The organism is Streptomyces sp. NPDC012510 (assembly GCF_042955065.1).
In the GTDB taxonomy this organism is placed as follows: Bacteria; Actinomycetota; Actinomycetes; order Streptomycetales; family Streptomycetaceae; genus Streptomyces.
Genome location: NZ_JBIBEN010000014.1, coordinates 26310 through 44281 on the forward strand (window position 1 = coordinate 26310; position 17972 = coordinate 44281).

General features: G+C 70.3%; 16 protein-coding genes and 1 pseudogene. 9 read left to right on the forward strand and 8 right to left on the reverse strand.

Features of this window, described 5'->3' with window-relative positions:
• Window positions 1–98: 98 nt before the first annotated feature.
• From ACFY9I_RS25170 to tyrS, 3 genes are all read left to right on the forward strand, one after another.
• Window positions 99–1622, forward strand: a complete 1524-nt coding sequence (locus tag ACFY9I_RS25170; RefSeq protein WP_391005252.1) for a metallopeptidase TldD-related protein — start codon at window positions 99–101, stop codon at window positions 1620–1622.
• Between the two features lie 82 nt (window positions 1623–1704).
• On the forward strand, window positions 1705–3108 hold the full coding sequence (locus ACFY9I_RS25175) for a metallopeptidase TldD-related protein (RefSeq protein WP_391005254.1): 1404 nt from the start codon (window positions 1705–1707) through the stop codon (window positions 3106–3108).
• Window positions 3109–3158: 50 nt separating this feature from the next.
• Window positions 3159–4427, forward strand: a complete 1269-nt coding sequence (tyrS, locus tag ACFY9I_RS25180; RefSeq protein WP_391005256.1) for a tyrosine--tRNA ligase — start codon at window positions 3159–3161, stop codon at window positions 4425–4427.
• A gap of 150 nt (window positions 4428–4577) precedes the next feature.
• Here the strand turns inward: tyrS and ACFY9I_RS25185 are convergent, their stop codons facing one another.
• On the reverse strand, window positions 4578–4856 hold the full coding sequence (locus tag ACFY9I_RS25185) for a GlsB/YeaQ/YmgE family stress response membrane protein (RefSeq protein ID WP_391005258.1): 279 nt from the start codon (window positions 4854–4856) through the stop codon (window positions 4578–4580).
• A gap of 246 nt (window positions 4857–5102) precedes the next feature.
• On the opposite strand from ACFY9I_RS25185, the gene ACFY9I_RS25190 reads away from it, so the two are divergent.
• Window positions 5103–5474 (forward strand): DUF3099 domain-containing protein, encoded by a 372-nt coding sequence (locus ACFY9I_RS25190; protein WP_391005260.1) that lies wholly within the window; start codon window positions 5103–5105, stop codon window positions 5472–5474.
• Between the two features lie 208 nt (window positions 5475–5682).
• Window positions 5683–5922, forward strand: coding sequence for a hypothetical protein (locus tag ACFY9I_RS25195; RefSeq protein ID WP_391005262.1), 240 nt, complete (start codon window positions 5683–5685; stop codon window positions 5920–5922).
• 42 nt (window positions 5923–5964) lie between these two features.
• Here ACFY9I_RS25195 and moaA read toward each other — a convergent pair whose 3' ends face one another.
• The 3 genes from moaA to ACFY9I_RS25210 form a co-directional block, all read right to left on the reverse strand.
• The gene (gene moaA / locus ACFY9I_RS25200; protein ID WP_391005264.1) at window positions 5965–6954 is read right to left on the reverse strand and encodes a GTP 3',8-cyclase MoaA; all 990 of its coding nucleotides are present in this window, start codon (window positions 6952–6954) and stop codon (window positions 5965–5967) included.
• Between the two features lie 226 nt (window positions 6955–7180).
• Window positions 7181–8806 carry a cation acetate symporter gene (locus ACFY9I_RS25205; RefSeq protein WP_391005266.1) on the reverse strand — a complete coding sequence of 542 codons (1626 nt, stop codon included), beginning with the start codon at window positions 8804–8806 and terminating at the stop codon, window positions 7181–7183.
• Window positions 8803–9159 (reverse strand): DUF485 domain-containing protein, encoded by a 357-nt coding sequence (locus tag ACFY9I_RS25210; protein WP_391005268.1) that lies wholly within the window; start codon window positions 9157–9159, stop codon window positions 8803–8805. Before ACFY9I_RS25210 ends, ACFY9I_RS25205 begins: the two co-directional genes overlap by 4 nt.
• 388 nt (window positions 9160–9547) lie before the next feature.
• Between ACFY9I_RS25210 and ACFY9I_RS25215 the strand changes: the two genes are divergently transcribed.
• Window positions 9548–11080: a S8 family serine peptidase gene (locus tag ACFY9I_RS25215; protein WP_391005270.1), complete on the forward strand. Its 1533-nt coding sequence runs from the start codon at window positions 9548–9550 to the stop codon at window positions 11078–11080.
• Between the two features lie 418 nt (window positions 11081–11498).
• Here the strand turns inward: ACFY9I_RS25215 and ACFY9I_RS25220 are convergent.
• Window positions 11499–11867 (reverse strand): annotated as a pseudogene (locus tag ACFY9I_RS25220) (lysoplasmalogenase family protein); the annotation flags it as partial.
• A 136-nt stretch (window positions 11868–12003) separates the two neighbouring features.
• Between ACFY9I_RS25220 and ACFY9I_RS25225 the strand changes: the two are divergent.
• From ACFY9I_RS25225 to ACFY9I_RS25235, 3 genes are all read left to right on the forward strand, one after another.
• Window positions 12004–12999 (forward strand): DEDDh family exonuclease, encoded by a 996-nt coding sequence (locus tag ACFY9I_RS25225; protein ID WP_391005272.1) that lies wholly within the window; start codon window positions 12004–12006, stop codon window positions 12997–12999.
• 116 nt (window positions 13000–13115) lie between these two features.
• Window positions 13116–13349, forward strand: coding sequence for a hypothetical protein (locus tag ACFY9I_RS25230; RefSeq protein WP_078531414.1), 234 nt, complete (start codon window positions 13116–13118; stop codon window positions 13347–13349).
• A gap of 98 nt (window positions 13350–13447) precedes the next feature.
• Window positions 13448–14254 carry an SURF1 family cytochrome oxidase biogenesis protein gene (locus ACFY9I_RS25235; RefSeq protein WP_391005274.1) on the forward strand — a complete coding sequence of 269 codons (807 nt, stop codon included), beginning with the start codon at window positions 13448–13450 and terminating at the stop codon, window positions 14252–14254.
• Between the two features lie 101 nt (window positions 14255–14355).
• On the opposite strand, the gene ACFY9I_RS25240 is transcribed toward ACFY9I_RS25235, so the two are convergent.
• From ACFY9I_RS25240 to ACFY9I_RS25250, 3 genes are all read right to left on the reverse strand, one after another.
• Window positions 14356–15303, reverse strand: coding sequence for a hypothetical protein (locus ACFY9I_RS25240; RefSeq protein WP_391005276.1), 948 nt, complete (start codon window positions 15301–15303; stop codon window positions 14356–14358).
• A 305-nt stretch (window positions 15304–15608) separates the two neighbouring features.
• Window positions 15609–15797: a CstA-like transporter-associated (seleno)protein gene (locus tag ACFY9I_RS25245; RefSeq protein WP_391005278.1), complete on the reverse strand. Its 189-nt coding sequence runs from the start codon at window positions 15795–15797 to the stop codon at window positions 15609–15611.
• Window positions 15794–17956, reverse strand: coding sequence for a carbon starvation CstA family protein (locus ACFY9I_RS25250; protein ID WP_391005280.1), 2163 nt, complete (start codon window positions 17954–17956; stop codon window positions 15794–15796). The genes ACFY9I_RS25245 and ACFY9I_RS25250 overlap by 4 nt, the downstream gene beginning before the upstream one ends.
• Window positions 17957–17972: the final 16 nt, after the last annotated feature.

Consider the following 17972-nt stretch of genomic DNA (forward strand, 5'->3'; position numbering starts at 1 on the left):
ACCGACCGTAGCCGGAAAGATGTGGTCCGGCCGCGCTCCGGCGCGACATGATCGGACCCGACAGGCCACGACAACCGCTCGGCAACAGGGAGACCTCGGTGCCTCATTCCATCGACGAAGCCTTCACGGCACTACCGCTGAGGGCATTGGCCGACGCCGCGCTCGCCCGCGCCCGTGCCCTCGGCGCCGATCACGCCGACTTTCGGTTCGAGCGGGTGCGCAGCGCCTCCTGGCGGCTCAGGGACGCGAAGCCGGCCGGGTCGTCGGACACGACCGACCTCGGCTACGCGGTGCGGGTGGTGCACGGCGGGACCTGGGGGTTCGCGTCGGGGGTGGATCTGACGATGGACGCCGCCGCGAAGGTCGCCTCGCAGGCGGTGGCGATGGCCAAGCTGTCGGCGCAGGTGATCAAGGCCGCCGGGTCGGACGAGCGCGTGGAGCTGGCGGACGAGCCGGTGCACGCGGAGAAGACCTGGGTCTCCTCGTACGAGATCGATCCGTTCGGCGTCCCCGACGAGGAGAAGTCGGCGCTGCTGGCCGACTGGAGCACACGGCTGCTGGCGGCCGACGGGGTCAACCACGTCGACGCCTCGCTGCTCACCGTGCACGAGAACAAGTTCTACGCCGACACCGCGGGGACCGTCACCACGCAGCAGCGAGTGCGGCTGCACCCGTCGCTGACCGCCGTGTCGGTCGACGAGTCCAGCGGGGAGTTCGACTCGATGCGGACGCTGGCGCCGCCGGTCGGGCGTGGCTGGGAGTACGTCACGGGCACCGGCTGGGACTGGGACGACGAGCTGGCGCGGATGCCGGAGCTGCTCGCCGAGAAGATGCGGGCGCCGAGCGTCGAGGCGGGCGTCTACGACCTGGTCGTGGACCCGTCCAACCTGTGGCTGACGATCCACGAGTCCATCGGCCACGCCACCGAGCTGGACCGCGCGCTCGGCTACGAGGCCGCCTACGCCGGCACGTCCTTCGCCACCTTCGACAAGCTCCACAAGCTGCGCTATGGCTCCGAGCTGATGAACGTCACCGGTGACCGCACCGCCGAGCACGGCCTGGCGACCATCGGGTACGACGACGAGGGTGTGGTGGGCCAGAGCTGGGACATCGTCAGGGACGGGACGCTGGTCGGCTATCAACTCGACCGCCGTATCGCCAAGCTGACCGGCCTCGGGCGGTCGAACGGCTGCGCGTACGCCGACTCCCCCGGCCATGTGCCGGTGCAGCGCATGGCCAATGTGTCGCTGAAGCCGGATCCGGCCGGGATGTCGACGGAGGATCTGATCGGCGGGGTCGACCGGGGCATCTACGTCGTCGGGGACCGGTCCTGGTCCATCGACATGCAGCGGTACAACTTCCAGTTCACCGGGCAGCGGTTCTTCAAGATCGAGAACGGGCGGATCACCGGGCAGCTGCGGGACGTCGCGTACCAGGCGACGACGACCGACTTCTGGGGGTCCATGGCGGCCGTGGGCGGGCCGCAGACATACGTGCTGGGCGGTGCCTTCAACTGCGGCAAGGCCCAGCCCGGCCAGGTCGCTTCCGTTTCGCACGGCTGCCCGTCGGCCCTCTTCAAGGGCGTCAACATTCTGAACACCACGCAGGAGGCCGGTCGATGAGCGCGCACCACGGGATCTGCTGGGGGTCCGGGGGTCGTCCCCCGGGCGAGTACAGCCTCAACACCACGCAGGAGGCGGGTCGATGAGCGGCCGGAACGGCAAGGCGCACAAGCCGCACGAGATCGTCGAGCGGGCCCTCGAACTGTCCCGGGCGGACGGCTGTGTGGTGATCGCGGACGAGTACTCGACGGCGAACCTGCGCTGGGCGGGTAACGCCCTGACGACGAACGGGGTCACCCGTGGCCGGTCGGTGACCGTCGTCGCCACCGTCGACGGCAAGGAGGGCACCGCCTCCGGGGTCGTGTCGCGGGCCGCCGTCACCGCCGAGGAGCTGGAGCCGCTGGTACGGGCCGCCGAGGCCGCCGCGCGCGGCGCCGGTCCGGCCGAGGACGCCCAGCCGCTGGTCACGGGCGTGGAGCACTCCCCCGAGTTCACGGACGCGCCCGCCGAGACCTCCTCAGCCGTGTTCGCCGACTTCGCGCCGGCCCTCGGCGAATCGTTCGCACGCGCGCGTGCGGGCGGTCGCGAGCTGTACGGCTTCGCCAACCACGAACTGGTCTCCAGCTATCTCGGTACGTCCACGGGGCTACGGCTCCGCCATGATCAGCCGAACGGGACGCTGGAGCTGAACGCCAAGTCCCCGGACCGTACGCGATCGGCCTGGGCGGGCCGCTCCACGCGGGACTTCAAGGACGTCGACCCGGGCGCCCTGGACGCGGAGCTGGCCGTACGGCTCGGCTGGGCCGAGCGCCGGGTGGCGCTGCCCGCCGGACGGTACGAGACGCTGCTGCCGCCGACGGCCGTGGCCGACCTGCTGATCTACCAGATGTGGTCCGCGTCGGCGCGGGACGCGGCCGAGGGCCGGACCGTGTTCAGCAAGCCCGGCGGCGGCACCCGGATCGGCGAGCGGCTGACCGAACTGCCGCTGACCCTGCGCAGCGACCCCGACGAGCCCGGCCTGGAGTCCGCGCCCTTCGTGCTGGCCCACGCCTCCGGCGGTGACAGCTCGGTGTTCGACAACGGGCTGCCGCTGAAGGCGACCGAGTGGATCAGCGGGGGTGAGATCGCTCATCTGCCGACCACCCGGCACAGCGCGGACCTGACCGGGCTGCCGGTGGTGCCCACGATCGGCAATCTGATCCTGGACGGCGGCGAGGACCGCTCCCTGGAGGAGATGGTCGCGAACACCGAGCGCGGGCTGCTGCTGACCTGCCTCTGGTACATCCGCGAGGTCGATCCGGCGACGCTGCTGCTGACCGGTCTGACCCGGGACGGCGTCTACCTCGTGGAGAACGGCGAGGTCACGGGAGAGGTCAACAACTTCCGGTTCAACGAGTCGCCGGTCAACCTGCTCGGCAGGGCCACGGAGGCCGGGCGCACGGAGAAGACGCTGCCGCGCGAGTGGAGCGACTGGTTCACCAGGGCCGCGATGCCCGCGCTGCGGGTGCCGGATTTCAATATGAGTTCTGTCAGCCAGGGCGTATAACCTCGTACCTGATTCACCTGGTGCGACCCACTCGAGGAGACACGAGAACCGTGACGGACATCGTCGACGAGCTGAAGTGGCGGGGCCTGTTCGCCCTGTCCACCGACGAGGACGCTTTGCGCAAGGCGCTCGCGGACGGTCCCGTCACGTTCTATTGCGGTTTCGACCCGACCGCGCCGTCCCTGCACGTCGGACATCTGGTGCAGGTGCTCACCGTGCGCCGGCTCCAGCAGGCCGGCCACCGGCCGCTGGCGCTGGTCGGGGGTGCGACGGGCCTGATCGGCGACCCCCGCCCGACGGCGGAGCGCACGCTGAACGACCCGGAGACCGTCGCCGGCTGGGTCGGGAAGCTGCGTGGTCAGATCGAGCCGTTCCTGTCCTTCGAGGGCGAGAACGCGGCCGTCATGGTCAACAACCTCGACTGGACCGAGGGCCTGTCCGCCATCGAGTTCCTGCGCGACATCGGCAAGCACTTCCGCGTCAACAAGATGCTGACCAAGGACTCCGTCGCCCGTCGTCTGGAGTCCGACCAGGGCATCAGCTACACCGAGTTCAGCTACCAGATCCTCCAGGGCATGGACTTCCTCCAGCTCTACCGGAGGTACGGCTGCACGCTCCAGCAGGGCGGCAGCGACCAGTGGGGCAACCTCACGGCCGGTCTGGACCTGATCCACCGGCTGGAGCCCGGGGTCGAGGCGCACGCGCTGGCCACCCCGCTGATGACCAAGGCGGACGGCACCAAGTTCGGCAAGACCGAGGGCGGCGCCGTCTGGCTCGACCCGGAGATGACAACGCCGTACGCGTTCTACCAGTTCTGGCTGAACGTGGACGACCGGGACATCAGCCGGTACATGCGGATCCTGTCCTTCAAGTCCCGTACGGAGCTTGAGGAGTTGGAGAAGCAGACGGAGGAACGGCCGCAGGCGCGGGCCGCGCAGCGGGCGCTGGCGGAGGAGCTGACGACGCTGGTGCACGGGGCCGACCAGACCGCCGCCGTGATCGCCGCGTCCCGGGCGCTCTTCGGCCAGGGTGAGCTGGCGGAGCTGGACGACCGGACGCTGGCCGCCGCCCTCGCCGAGGTGCCGCACGCCAGGGTGGCGGAGCTGGCCCCGGTGGTCGACCTCTTCGCCGCGGTCGGGCTGGTGCCCAGCAAGTCCGCGGGGCGGCGGACCGTGAAGGAGGGCGGGGCCTACGTGAACAACGTGAAGGTCACCGCGGAGGACGCCGTTCCGGCGTCGGAGGACCTCATTCACGGGCGGTGGCTGGTGCTGCGGCGCGGGAAGAAGAATCTGGCCGCGGTCGAAGTGACGGGGGCCTGAGCGCCGTAGCCCGCCGTAGCCCGGTGACGGGGGCCTGAGCGCCGGAGCCCCTCGTAGCCCGGTGACAGGGGCAGGGGCGTGGGTGAACGGGCGGTGCCGTCGTGTTGCGGCAGGTCGCGCCGTTCACCGCGCCCCTTTCGGGGCTCGTTTTCAGGTCCGGTGTTTTCTCTTGCCGAGGGTCGCCGTGTAGGCCATGTCTCCCAGGAAGACGATCACCACCGCGGCGGCCAGCTGGAGGGCGTGGCGGCCCCAGTCGATGCCTGAGGTCTCCTCGATGCCGAAGCTTCGGGCGAGGGCGTTGCCGATGATGGCGCCGATGATGCCGAAGATCGTCGTCAGCCAGAGCGGGCTGTGTTGCTTGCCCGGAATGATCGCCTTGGCCAGCAGGCCCAGCACGAATCCCACAATGATCGCCCACAACCAGCCCATGGCTGCCTCCTCGTACGGCTCGACGTGAGCATTAGCGCCAGTGTCCGCCCGCCCGCGGTACGCCGCATGTCGGGCACGGCCGTACGCCCCACGGCGCATTTCCCCCACTGCGGGTGGAAGACGACCCGGTCTCGTAGGCGACGCAGACGCGGCGTAACGTGGAGCGTGTTCCGACCTCGTTCCCCGAGCGGGTACGGGCGGGGGACGGGCCGGGGAGCGTCCGATACAGGCGGGTGGTGGAACGTGATGCGGAAGCAGCACAACGTCGAGGTCTTCCGGATCACCGGCGCCCGGCAAGGTCTCGCCGACGACGTCCGGGGCCGGCAGCGGCGCTATGTCATCTCGATGTCCGTCCGCACCCTCTCCGTGATCGCCGCCGCGGTTCTCTGGAACGTCGAGCGGCACGTCGCGGTCGTCGCACTGGTACTCGGAGTGGTCCTGCCGTACATCGCCGTGGTGATCGCCAACGCGGGCCGGGAGAACGCGCCCTCGCTGCCGTCCACGTTCGTCAGCGCCCCCATGCGCCCCATGATCACTCCGCCCGCGGAATCCGTGGCGGAAGACGCCGCGCCCGATCCGGCGGACGACCGGCGCAGTGAGCCCCGCGAGCGGGCCTGAGAGTCGGGAATGCGGACGAAGCGGAATCCCGGCACCCATCAAGCTCAAGAAAAGCTCAGATCAATCATGTAGTTCCTGTGCCGGGCAGAGGGTCACCCGTGACATACTTCGTACGCGCTCCGCATCCCCCGTCGGAGCGACAGACCGACGCCGGGCAGCTCCCCCCGTGGCTGCTCGGCGTCGCCTTTTCTCCGGCTAGGGTCGACGTGTGAACATCCTCAACGTCCCCGGCTCCGATCCCTCCTCCCCCGTCTGCTCGGCCAAGGGCTGCTCCGTGGACGCGGTCTGGGTGCTCGCCTGGAACAACCCGAAGCTGCACACGCCGGAGCGGCGGAAGACGTGGCTCGCCTGCGAGGAGCACCGGGAGCATCTGTCGCGGTTCCTCGGCGTGCGGGGGTTCCTGAAGGACGTCGTGAAGCTGGACGAGTGGGAGGAGCGCGCTCCGTAGACGCGCTCCGTAGAGCGCTCAGCCCTCGCGATCGCGGACCGCTCAGCCCCCGATCGCGGACATCGGGCGGTCCGGCTGGACGAACGACGGGTCGTCCAGGCCCGCTCCCGCCTTCTTGCCCCACATCGCCAGGCGCCAGATGCGGGCGATCTCCTCGTCGGGGGCGCCCGAGCGGAGCGCGGCGCGGAGGTCCGTCTCCTCGCGGGCGAAGAGGCAGGTGCGGACCTGGCCGTCCGCGGTGAGGCGGGTGCGGTCGCAGGCGGAGCAGAAGGGGCGGGTGACCGAGGCGATGACACCGACGCGGTGCGGGCCGCCGTCGACCAGCCAGCGCTCCGCCGGAGCCGAGCCTCGTTCGTCCTGGCCCTCGGGGGTCAGGTCGAAACGGGTGCGGAGCGAGGTCAGGATGTCGCCCGCCGTCACCATGCCGTCGCGCTTCCAGCCGTGCTGGGCGTCGAGGGGCATCTGCTCGATGAAGCGCAGCTCGTAGTCGTGCTCCACGGCCCAGGCGAGGAGCTCCGGGGCCTCGTTGTCGTTCAGGCCCGGCATCAGGACGGAGTTGACCTTGACGGGGGTCAGTCCCGCGTCGCGGGCGGCCGTCAGGCCTTCGAGGACGTCCTTGTGGCGGTCGCGGCGGGTCAGGGTCTTGAAGACGTCCGGGCGGAGGGTGTCCAGGGAGACGTTCACCCGGTCCAGACCGGCCGCCTTCAGGGCCGTCGCCGTGCGCTTGAGGCCGATGCCGTTGGTGGTGAGGGACATCTGGGGGCGGGGGGCGAGAGCCGCCACACGCTCCACTATGCCGACCAGGCCGGGGCGGAGCAGGGGCTCGCCGCCGGTGAAGCGGACCTCGGTGATGCCGAGGGTGCGGACGGCTATGTCGATGAGGCGGACGATCTCGTCGTCCGTGAGCAGGTCGGGCTTGGCGAGCCACTGCAGGCCTTCCTCGGGCATGCAGTAGGTGCAGCGCAGATTGCACCGGTCGGTCAGCGAGACTCTCAGGTCGGTGGCCACTCGGCCGTAGGTGTCGATGAGCACGTGGGCCCCCTCCCTCGCGGCGGATCACAATCGTTCGACATCTGCGAGCCTACGTGACCGCGCCGACAACATCACCGGCCCGAACGCACGAGACGCGCCGGGGGCCGCCGTAGAGATCTACGACGGCCCCCGGCGACGCGGGCGCGGGACGAGCCCTGCAGGGCGCGGGGAACCGCGCGGCCGGCCACGACGGCCCGCAGCCTCGTGACGGCGTCTCCCGGCGGGGCTAGTGCGCGCCGGTGCCCGTGAGGGAGCGGACCTCCAGTTCGGCGTACTTGCCCTCGTCGGCCTTCTCCTTGGACAGGACCGTGCCGAGGAAGCCCATGAGGAAGCCGAACGGGATGGAGATGATGCCCGGGTTCTTCAGCGGGAACCAGGCGAAGTCGACGTCCGGGAACATCGCCTTCGGGTCGCCGGAGACGACGGGCGAGAACAGCACCAGGCCGACGGCGACGATCAGTCCGCCGTAGATCGACCACAGCGCGCCCTGGGTGGTGAACTTCTTCCAGAAGAGGCTGTAGAGGATCGTCGGCAGGTTGGCGGAGGCCGCGACCGCGAAGGCGAGGGCGACCAGGCCGGCCACGTTCAGGTCGCGGGCGAGGGCGCCGAGGCCGATGGAGACGATGCCGATGAAGACGGTCGCCCAGCGGGCCGCGCGGACCTCCTCGGCGCCGGAGGCCTGTCCCTTGCGGATGACGTTGGCGTAGATGTCGTGCGCGAAGGAGGACGACGAGGCGAGGGTGAGGCCGGCGACCACGGCGAGGATGGTCGCGAAGGCCACCGCCGAGATCGTGGCCAGCAGGATCGCGCCCCAGGCCGAGTCGACGCCGCCCAGGTGCAGGGCGAGCAGCGGGGCCGCGGTGTTGCCGGACGGGTTGGAGGCGATGATCTCGTCCTGGGAGATCAGCGCGGCGGCGCCGAAGCCGAGGGCGATGGTCATCAGGTAGAAGCCGCCGATGATGCCGATGGCCCAGTTCACGGACTTACGGGCGGCCTTGGCGTTGGGCACCGTGTAGAAGCGGATCAGGATGTGCGGCAGACCGGCGGTGCCGAGCACCAGGGCGATGCCGAGGGAGATGAAGTCCAGCTTGGAGGTGCCGGTGGCGCCGTACTGCAGGCCGGGCTCCAGGAAGGCGGCGCCCTTGCCGCTGTTCTCGGCGGCGGTGCCGAGCAGATCGGAGATGTTGAAGTTGAACTTCAGCAGCACCAGGAACGTAATGAGGATCGTGCCGCCGATCAGCAGCACGGCCTTCACCATCTGGACCCAGGTGGTGCCCTTCATTCCGCCGATGGAGACGTAGACGATCATCAGGAGACCGACGAGGGCGACGATGAGGATCTTGCCGGCGTCGGAGGTGATGCCGAGGAGCAGGGAGACCAGGACACCCGCGCCCGCCATCTGGGCCAGCAGGTAGAAGATCGAGACGACGATCGTGGACGTACCGGCGGCCGTGCGGACCGGGCGCTGGCGCATGCGGTACGCGAGAACGTCACCCATGGTGTAGCGGCCGGAGTTCCGCAGCGGCTCGGCGACCAGGAGCAGGGCGACCAGCCAGGCGACCAGGAAGCCGATGGAGTAGAGGAAGCCGTCGTAGCCGAAGAGGGCGATCGCGCCGGCGATGCCGAGGAACGAGGCGGCGGACATGTAGTCGCCGGAGACCGCGAGGCCGTTCTGGAAGGCGCTGAACTGGCGTCCGCCCGCGTAGAAGTCGGCGGCGTCCTTGGTCTGGCGGCCTGCCCAGACGGTGATGGCGAGGGTCGCCAGGACGAACAGCGCGAACAGGGTGATGATCAGCGGCCGGTGCTGGCTGGCCTCGTTCGCCGCGATGAATGTCTGCTGTACGGGGCTCATGCGCCGCCCTCCATCCGGGACTTGATCGCCTCGGCCTTGGGGTCGAGCTTCACGGCGGCGTGCTTCGAGTACCACCAGGCGATGAGGAACGTGGTGACGAACTGTGCGACGCCCAGGACGAAGGCGACGTTGATGTTGCCGAAGAGCTTGGTGCCCATGAAGTCGCCCGCGTAGTTGGAGAGCAGGACGTACAGCAGGTACCAGGCGATGAAGCCCACGGTCAGCGGAAAGGCGAACGAGCGGTAGGAGCGGCGCAGTTCACCGAACTCAGCACTCTCCTGGACCGCGGCGAACTCCTCGGTGGAGGGGAGACGATGTTCTGCCTTCGAGGGGGGCGGTGCGTCGGTTGCCACGGAGTCTCCTGGCGTCTCGGCCGCGGTCACGACGGTGGACGGTGTCTTTTTCGCCGTCGGATCGGGGGACGGGTTGCGTACGGACATGGGGTCGGCTCTGTTCTTTCGGTGAGCGGGCGCACGATCGTGCTCGGGCTCCCTGCTCAACGTCACGGCGGCGCATGGGGACCGGTTCAACCGTGTGTGTTTCTTTCGAAAACCGATTCGGAAGCGGTCCGGAACAGCCTCGACTTCGAGGGTTACCCCTCTACTTCGGCCTCGCGCCCGTGAAGTCATTGCTGGCCAGCGAGGACGAGGGATAGCTTCGAGCTGCACCACCAACGTCATGTACCTGCCCAGGCACCCGTGTGCCTCGGGCCGGTTTCTTTGAAAATGATGTGGAGATCCCATGGCTCATCTGCGCTCCAGGCGACGGCTCGCACTCGCGGTGCCGGTCGTTCTGTCGCTGACCGCCTCGCTCGGTTTCCTGCCGGGTGTCGCCACGGCGGCCCCGCTCGCGGAGTCCACCGCCGCGACCGCGGAGGGCCCGAACCTCTCGTACGTCGTGAACACCAAGACCGACAAGCGCACGCTCGCCTCCGTGCGGAAGGCGATAGCCAAGGCCGGCGGCAAGGTCGTCGTCACGTACGCCAAGATCGGCGTGATCGTGGTGCACTCGACCAACCCGGAGTTCGGTGCGACGATCCGCGCCGTGCGCGGGGTGCAGTCCGCCGGTGCCACCCGGACCTCGCCGCTGACGCCCGCCGGTACGACGGACCTGGGTGCCGTCGACTACCTGACGGACGCGGAGGCCGCGAAGGTGAAGGCCGCGTCGGCCGACCTCCCCGACGCCGAGCCCCTCGAGGCCGACCAGTGGGACCTGCGGTCGATCGGCGCCGACAAGGCCGCGAAGATCAACCCGGGCAGCAAGAAGGTCACCGTCGCCGTGATCGACACCGGCGTCGACGACACCCACCCGGACCTCGCGCCGAACTTCTCCAAGGCGCAGTCGGCCAACTGCAACGGCGGTGTCGCGGACACCAGCGAGGGCGCCTGGCGGCCGTACACCCCACAGGACTACCACGGCACGCATGTCGCCGGTGAGATAGCCGCGGCCCGCAACGGCGTCGGCGTCGCCGGTGTCGCGCCCGGGGTGAAGGTCTCCAGCATCAACGTGACCGACCGGACGAGCGGCCTGTTCTACGCCGAGAGCGTCGTCTGCGCGTTCGTGTTCGCCGCCGACAAGGGCGTGGAGATCACGAACAACAGCTACTACGTGGACCCGTGGCTGTACAACTGCGTGGACGACCCGGACCAGAAGGCCATCGTCGACTCCGTCAACCGCGCCCAGAAGTACGCCACCAAGAAGGGCACCCTGCACCTGGCCTCGGCGGGCAACTCCAACCACGACCTCGCCTCGGACGCGATCCTGGACGCCTCCAGCCCCAACGACACCACTCCGGTCGAGCGCACCATCGACCCGAGCGAGTGCTTCGACGTGCCGACCCAGCTGCCGGGCATCGTCACGGTGAGCGCGACGGGCGTGAAGAACGAGAAGTCGTACTACTCCACGTACGGCAACGGTGTCGTCGACATCGCGGCCCCGGGTGGCGACGGCCGCTACCAGATCCCGGACACACCGTCGAAGAACGGCCGGATCCTGTCCACCATGCCGAACGGCGAGTACGGCTTCCTGCAGGGCACGTCGATGGCCGCGCCGCACGCCTCCGCCGTCGCCGCGCTCCTGAAGTCCACGCACCCGTGGGCGTCCCCGAAGCAGCTGCAGTGGCTGCTGAAGGCCGAGGCGGACAAGCAGGCCTGCCCGACGTCGTACGACCAGAACGGCGACGGCACCCAGGACGCGGTGTGCGAGGGCGGCCCGCACGTGAACGGTTTCTACGGGTTCGGCATCGTCAACGCCCTGAAGGCCGTCAAGAAGTAGTCCCACGCGCTTCATCGTCGTCCTCCTCGACGCCGGGTTCGCCACGGAGATCCGTGACGAACCCGGCGTCCGGTCGGCGCGTGCCCGTGTCGGCGCGTGCCCGTGTCGGCGTGTGCCCGTGTCGGCGTGTGCCCGTGTCGGCGCGTGCCCGTGTCGGCGCGTGCCCGTGTCGGCCGCGGCCGGCGCGGCGCGCGACGGGCCGGGCTCCGCGAGGTGCCCGCGGTGCGGTGTGGGACTGACCCTCTTGCGGACGCTGGGCATTCGGGCGTGGCTACGGCTCCGTCGCTGCTGACGGCGCTGTCGGTGGCTGTCCCTTGGTGAGCGGGGAGTTCGTGGGCACCTCTGCGGACGCCGGGGCGGGTTCGGGTCGTCGTGTACGGACCGCTTGGAGCGCCCCCCGGACGAGCAGGTAATGCGCCGTGCCCATACCGGCGAGGAAGGCCGGCTCGGCGTCGAAGAGGAGCAGCACGTCGCCGCCTCCGCCGCACAGCAGCGCCGCGACCAGGAGGCGGGGGCCGCCGCTCAGGTACGCGTGCGCGGCCAGCAAGGGCATGAGCAGGGGCTTGGCGACGACGTGCCCGGGGTTGAAGCCGACGGCCAGGGACCCGAGATCCAGGGCGACGGCGGCCCCGAAGGCGACGAGGGCGACGAGGGCGACGAGGGCGACGAGGGCGAGGGAACCGCTGTCCCGTCCCACAGGGCGGGATCCGTCGTCCCGTCTCACGCGGCGGGCTCCGCCACCGTGGGCGGCTGTTCCTCCACGGCGGCGGGCCGTGCCGGCTGCCATCCCGGCCCGCGGAGGACCCGTCCCGCCCGCTCGCGCTTGGCGTTCTTCACCAATCCGCCGCCGAGTTGGAAGCCCTGACACGGGGGTGCACCGCCGGGTAACAGGCTGTCAGTCCCGGCCCGTATCCTCAGGGACCATGCTCGAAGACCACACGACCGCAGCGTCGCAAGCGCCTTGGCCGACCGCGTACCCCCAGGGGTACGCGGTCGTCGACGTGGAGACGACCGGGCTGGCCCGGGACGACCGGATCATCTCGGCGGCCGTGTACAGACTGGACGCGCGGGGCGAGGTCGAGGACCACTGGTACACGCTGGTGAACCCGGAGCGGGATCCGGGGCCGGTGTGGATCCACGGGCTGACGAGTGACGTGCTCGAAGGGGCCCCGCTCTTCCGGGAGATCGCCGAGGAGTTCTCGTCCCGCCTGGCGGACCGCGTACTCGTCGCGCACAACGCGGTGTTCGACTGGTCGATGATCGCCCGGGAGTACGCGCGCGCGGAGACCGAGGCGCCGGTGCGGCAGCGGCTGTGCACCATCGCGCTGTCGAAGGAGCTGGGGCTGCCGCTGCCGAACCACAAGCTGGAGTCGCTGGCGGCGCACTTCGGGGTCGTCCAGCAGCGGGCGCACCACGCGCTGGACGACGCGCGGGTGTTGGCGGAGGCGTTCCGGCCGAGTCTGCGGGCGGCGGCGGCGAGCGGTGTACGGCTGCCGCTGCACGAGTGCCTTCCGTTGACGGAGTGGACGGACCGCGCCACGCCCCGGATCGGGCAGCAAGCGGGGCACGGCGGTGGCTACGGCGGTTATCGGCAGACCAGTTGGCGGCCGTCGCGGAAGCGGCCCGCGTGTCCCTATCCCAACCCCGGGCGGTACGAGGACGGCAAACCGCTCAAGCAGGGCATGCGCGTCGCCTTCTCCGGGGACACGTCGATCGAGCGCGACCTGCTGGAGGACCGCGCGATCGAGGCCGGGCTGCATGTCGCGACGAGCCTGTCCCGGGTGACCAGCCTGCTCGTGACCAACGACCCGGACTCCGGCACGTCGAAGGTCGTCAAGGCCCGGCAGTACGGAACGCCGGTCGTGGACGAGGCGGCGTTCGGGCAACTGCTCCGCGATGTCGAGCCCGCGGACGAGTGACCCTCTCACGCCCCGTACGGACCGGTGGGCGAGTGACCCGTGCGGACGGGTGATTGCCGGGCGACTCGCCCGGCGCCCGCTCGCCCGCGCGACGGTCACGGCTCACCCTGTGGCGCATGGCGAGATGCGAAGTTTGCGGCAATGACTATGGAATGACCTTCGAGATCCACGCCCAGGGCGCGGTGCACGTCTTCGACTGCTTCTCCTGCGCGATCCACCGCATGGCCCCGATCTGCGAGCACTGCCGGGTGCAGATCATCGGCCAGGGCGTCGAGGTCGAGGGCCACTGGTACTGCGGCGCCCACTGCGCGCGGGCCGAGGGGAAGGCGGGGATCGTCGACAAGGTCTGATCTGTCTCCCGCGAGACGTCCTCCCCGTGACGGCCCCCAGCAGGTCGGAGCGCACACCCGCCCGCACACACCCCACGGCCGAGTTGTACGGTCGTGGGGTGTACCGCTTCCTGTTGTCCCGGCAGTGGGTGATCCTCACTCTGCTCGCGCTCGTCCTGATCCCGACGATGGTCAGGCTGGGCTTCTGGCAGATGCATCGCTACGAGGAGCGCAGCGCGCGCAACCAGCTCGTCGCCGAGGCGCTGGCCGCGAAGCCGGTGCCCGTGGAGCGGCTGACCTCCCCCGGTCACACCGTCACCAGCGCGGAGCGCTACCACTCGGTGACCGCGAAGGGGCGCTTCGACACCGATGACGAGGTCGTCGTCCGCCGCCGTACCAACGCCGACGACGAGGTCGGCTTCCATGTGCTCACGCCGTTCGTGCTCGACGACGGCAAGGTGCTGCTCGTCAATCGGGGCTGGATCCCCGCGGACGGGCCGAGCCAGACCGCGTTCCCTGAGATCCCCGCGCCGCCCGGCGGCGAGGTCACCGTCACCGGGCGGTTGATGCCGGACGAGACGACCGAGGCGAGCGGGATCAAGGACCTCAAGGGCCTGCCGGACCGGCAGATCATGCTGATCAACAGTGTGCGGGAGGCCGAGCGCCTCGATGCGCAGGTGCTCGGCGGTTATCTCGCGCTGACGGCGCCCGAGCCGAAGGGCGACTCGCCGGAACCGCTCGGCAACCCCGGCGACGAGAACGCGGCGCTGAACTACGCGTACGCCCTGCAGTGGTGGCTCTTCGCCGCGGGCGTCCCCATCGGTTACGTCACCCTCGTCCGCCGCGAGCGCCGCGACCGCGAGGAGGCCGCGGCGGCCGCGGCGGCCGCGGCGGCGGAGAAGGAAACGGCACCCTCTCCGGCATAACACCCTCCGGCGCGACGCCTTCCCGTGGGGCGCCTCCTCCGTGGGGCGCCTTGCCCCTCGGGGGCGCGCCCGGCATGGCGGCGCCTGGCCGTGGTGTCCGGTTATCGGTCCGTCGACCTCTCTCGCCAGTACACGAACGTCCGTTTCGGCTCGGGGAGCAGGTCCCACGGGTGGCGGGTCATGTGGCGGCCGAGGCGCTGGAAGACGGGGGCCGCCTCGGCCGGGCGGTGGGCGCGGGTCAGGGCGAAGGCGAGGGTGTTGAGGTCGGTGACGGCTTCGGCGTGGGGTGCGGCGCCGACGTCGAACCAGCCGGTGAGGGCCAGGTCGATCTCGTGGACGGACCGGGGCTCGTTCCAGTTGCCGCCGCCCGAACCGAGGGCGTCGACGGGTGTCGATCCCTGGCGGTGGGCCATGAGTTCGACGCGGGCCGCCACCGGGAGCAGGGCCAGCGGTGAGCCGTGGGGTGCGCGGGCGGCGGCCTGCCAGGCGAAGTCCATCATGTCGGGGACCGTGCCGTGTCCGCGCGGGGACAGATAGCGCAGCAGCCGGTGGTAGGACGTCCGGAGCCAGGGGGCCCGGTTGACGGCTTCCGTCCATACGGGCACGGCGTCCTTGACCGGTACGGCGCAGGTGTCCATCAGGGACAGCAGCGCCAGCCAGGGGGTGGGGTCCTCGGGGCAGGCCTCGGCGGCGCGGAGGCAGGAGTGTTCGGCGCGGCGGACGGCGGCCTGGTCGTTGGCGGGAGTGCGGTGCGACTCGACGAAGGCGCGCAGGGTGAGGGCGTCGCCGTCCTGCGGGCGGTCGGCCGTCCAGCGTTGGGGGACGGCGGCGGGGAGGCGCTGGGCCAGTACGGCGAGGCGGTGGGCTCGGCGGTCCCAGTCGCGGCCGGTGGCTCGGATGAGGTCGGCCACGGGTTCCCATGGAGGGCGGGTGCGGCCGGCGCCGAGCCCGTGGAGCTGGGGGGTGGGGCGGAGTTCGGTCAGGGTCCTGTGCAGGAGGTCGTCGTCGAGTTCGGGACGGATCAGCAGGGAGGGTCGGCGTCTCAGCATCTCTGGATCCGGGGTCGGAGACGGGGTGGTTCGGGTGCGGGCCCGGTGGCGCTTCTCGCGCAGTTCCCCGCGGGCCCGGGCTTCAGGGGCGCGGGGAACTGCGCGACCAGCCCCCACACACCCGCACCCGACAACGAGCCCCGGGCTGGAACGACTACCCGCAGCCGAAGCCGGGGGCAGGGGGAGGAGGCCGTACCCGGCCGCGGGGCTGCCCGCGGCCGGGTACGGCTCAGGGGGTGGCCGTGGCCGGGTACGGCTCAGGGGGTGGCCGTGGCCGGGGCCGGCTCGGAGGGTGGCCGCGGCTCTCAGCAGCAGCGGCCTGCCGGGTGTTCCTCTCTCTGCCGGGTCCGCAGGGCGTCGTACTCCCTGCGGGTCGGGAGCGGGGCCTTCGGGTGGTGTCGGCGGTGGCGGTCGCAGTAGCGGTCGTACTCGGCCTCGCCGGTGAGTTCCCGGAGGTACCAGCGGATCCCCCGCACCCAGTGCCGGGCGGTCACCGGCGAGCCCCCGCCAGTTGCTTCTCCGACTCGTCCGCGTCGATACGGGACTCGACGTACGGGGCCTCGGTCGACGGCAGGGGAACCGGGGACCGTACGGCGCGGACACAGACCACGGCGCAGTTGACCAGGACGGTGAGGACCAGGAGGAGGAAGATCGCCATGATCACGCCGTCGACCGTGTTGTTGGTGACGATCGTGTGCATGTCGTCCATGTTCGTGGCGCCCGGCAGGAGTTCACCCTTGTCGATGGCGGCCGCGTACTTGTCGCGGAGGGCGAAGAAGCCGATGGCCGGGTTGTCGGAGAAGATCTTCTGCCAGCCGGCGGTGAAGGTGACGGCCACGTCCCAGGCCAGCGGGATGCCGGTGACCCAGGCCCAGCGCAGCTTGCCCGACTTGATCAGGACGGTCGTGGTCACAGCCAGCGCGACCGCGGCGAGGAGTTGGTTGGCGATGCCGAAGAGGGGGAAGAGCTGCTTGATTCCGCCGAGGGGGTCGGTGACACCGGCGTAGAGGAAGTACCCCCAGGCGCCGACGACGAGGGCGCTGGTGATCCAGATGCCGGGCTTCCAGGTGACGCGGCCGATCGGCTTCCAGACGTTGCCCAGCATGTCCTGGAGCATGAAGCGGCCCACGCGGGTGCCGGCGTCGACCGTGGTGAGGATGAACAGCGCCTCGAACATGATCGCGAAGTGGTACCAGAAGGCCTTCATCCCGGCGCCGCCGAACACTCCGGCGAAGATCTCCGACATGCCCACGGCCAGGGTGGGCGCGCCACCGGAGCGGCCGACCAGGGTCTCCTCCTCGACGGCCTTGGCCGCCGCGGTCAACTGCTCGGGCGTGATGGTGAAGCCGAGGTTCCTGACCGCCTCGGCGGCGGTGTCGACGGTCGGGCCGAGCAGCGCGGCCGGGGAGTTCATGGCGTAGAAGAGACCCGGTTCGAGGACGCAGGCGGCGATCAGGGCCATGACGGCGACGAAGGACTCCGTGAGCATGGAGCCGTAGCCGATCAGCCGGACCTGGGACTCCTTCTGGATCAGCTTCGGGGTCGTACCGGACGAGACCAGGGCGTGGAAGCCGGAGAGGGCGCCGCAGGCGATGGTGATGAAGAGGAAGGGGAAGAGGGAGCCGGCGAAGACCGGCCCGGCACCGGTGTGCGCGAACTCGGTGACGGACTCGGCGCGGAGGTTCGGGGCGGCGACCACGACACCGACGGCCATCAGGGCGATGGTGCCGACCTTCATGAAGGTGGAGAGGTAGTCGCGGGGGGCCAGCAGCATCCACACGGGGAGCACGGAGGCGACGAAGCCGTAGCCGACCAGGCAGAAGACCAGGGTCTCGGGGCTCCAGACGAAGTACTCGGCGAGCGAGGAGTCCTGGATCCAGCCGCCGCCGAGGATGGCGAGCAGCAGCAGGGCCACCCCGATGAAGCTGGTCTCCACGACCCGGCCGGGGCGCAGGTAGCGCAGGTAGAAGCCCATGAAGAGGGCGATGGGGATGGTCATGCTGACCGAGAAGGTGCCCCACGCCGACTCCGCCAGCGCGTTGACGACGACCATCGCGAGGACCGCCAGCAGGATGATCATGATGGCGAAGACGCCTATCAGGGCGGCGGCACCGCCCACCTTGCCGATCTCGTCGCGGGCCATCTGGCCGAGGCTCTTGCCGTCCCGGCGCATGGAGAGGAAGAGCACGATCATGTCCTGGACGGCACCGGCGAAGATCACGCCCGCGATGATCCAGATCGTGCCGGGGAGGTAGCCCATCTGGGCGGCGAGAACGGGGCCGACCAGCGGGCCGGCGCCGGCGATGGCCGCGAAGTGGTGGCCGAACAGCACCCGCTTGTCGGTGGGGTGGTAGTCGACGCCGTCCTCCAGCCGTTCGGCCGGGGTGGCCCGGCTGTCGTCGACCTGGAGGACCCGGCGGGCGATGAACCGCGAGTAGAAGCGGTAGCCGATCGCGTACGAGCCGAGGGCCGCCATGAGCAGCCAGACGGCGGAGATCTCCTCGCCCCGGGAGAGGGCCAGCACGGCCCAGCCGATGGCGCCCACGAGGGCGACCGCGATCCAGAGCGCGATCGATTTCGGCGACATGTTTCTGGACGTACGGGACTTCTCCGGCGCCTCGCGACCGGATTCGGGCATGGCTGATGTAGGCATGGCGGCTCCAGACCTC

Bases quoted from the DNA above. Each gene is read 5' to 3' on its own strand.
- ACFY9I_RS25230 (WP_078531414.1), top strand. From the start codon at position 13,116: ATGGCGAGATGCGAAGTTTGCGGCAATGACTATGGAATGACCTTCGAG.
- ACFY9I_RS25185 (WP_391005258.1), bottom strand. From the start codon at position 4,856: ATGGGCTGGTTGTGGGCGATCATTGTGGGATTCGTGCTGGGCCTGCTG.
- ACFY9I_RS25175 (WP_391005254.1), top strand. From the start codon at position 1,705: ATGAGCGGCCGGAACGGCAAGGCGCACAAGCCGCACGAGATCGTCGAG.
- ACFY9I_RS25225 (WP_391005272.1), top strand. From the start codon at position 12,004: ATGCTCGAAGACCACACGACCGCAGCGTCGCAAGCGCCTTGGCCGACC.
- ACFY9I_RS25190 (WP_391005260.1), top strand. From the start codon at position 5,103: ATGCGGAAGCAGCACAACGTCGAGGTCTTCCGGATCACCGGCGCCCGG.
- ACFY9I_RS25240 (WP_391005276.1), bottom strand. From the start codon at position 15,303: ATGCTGAGACGCCGACCCTCCCTGCTGATCCGTCCCGAACTCGACGAC.
- ACFY9I_RS25250 (WP_391005280.1), bottom strand. From the start codon at position 17,956: ATGCCTACATCAGCCATGCCCGAATCCGGTCGCGAGGCGCCGGAGAAG.
- ACFY9I_RS25205 (WP_391005266.1), bottom strand. From the start codon at position 8,806: ATGAGCCCCGTACAGCAGACATTCATCGCGGCGAACGAGGCCAGCCAG.
- ACFY9I_RS25215 (WP_391005270.1), top strand. From the start codon at position 9,548: ATGGCTCATCTGCGCTCCAGGCGACGGCTCGCACTCGCGGTGCCGGTC.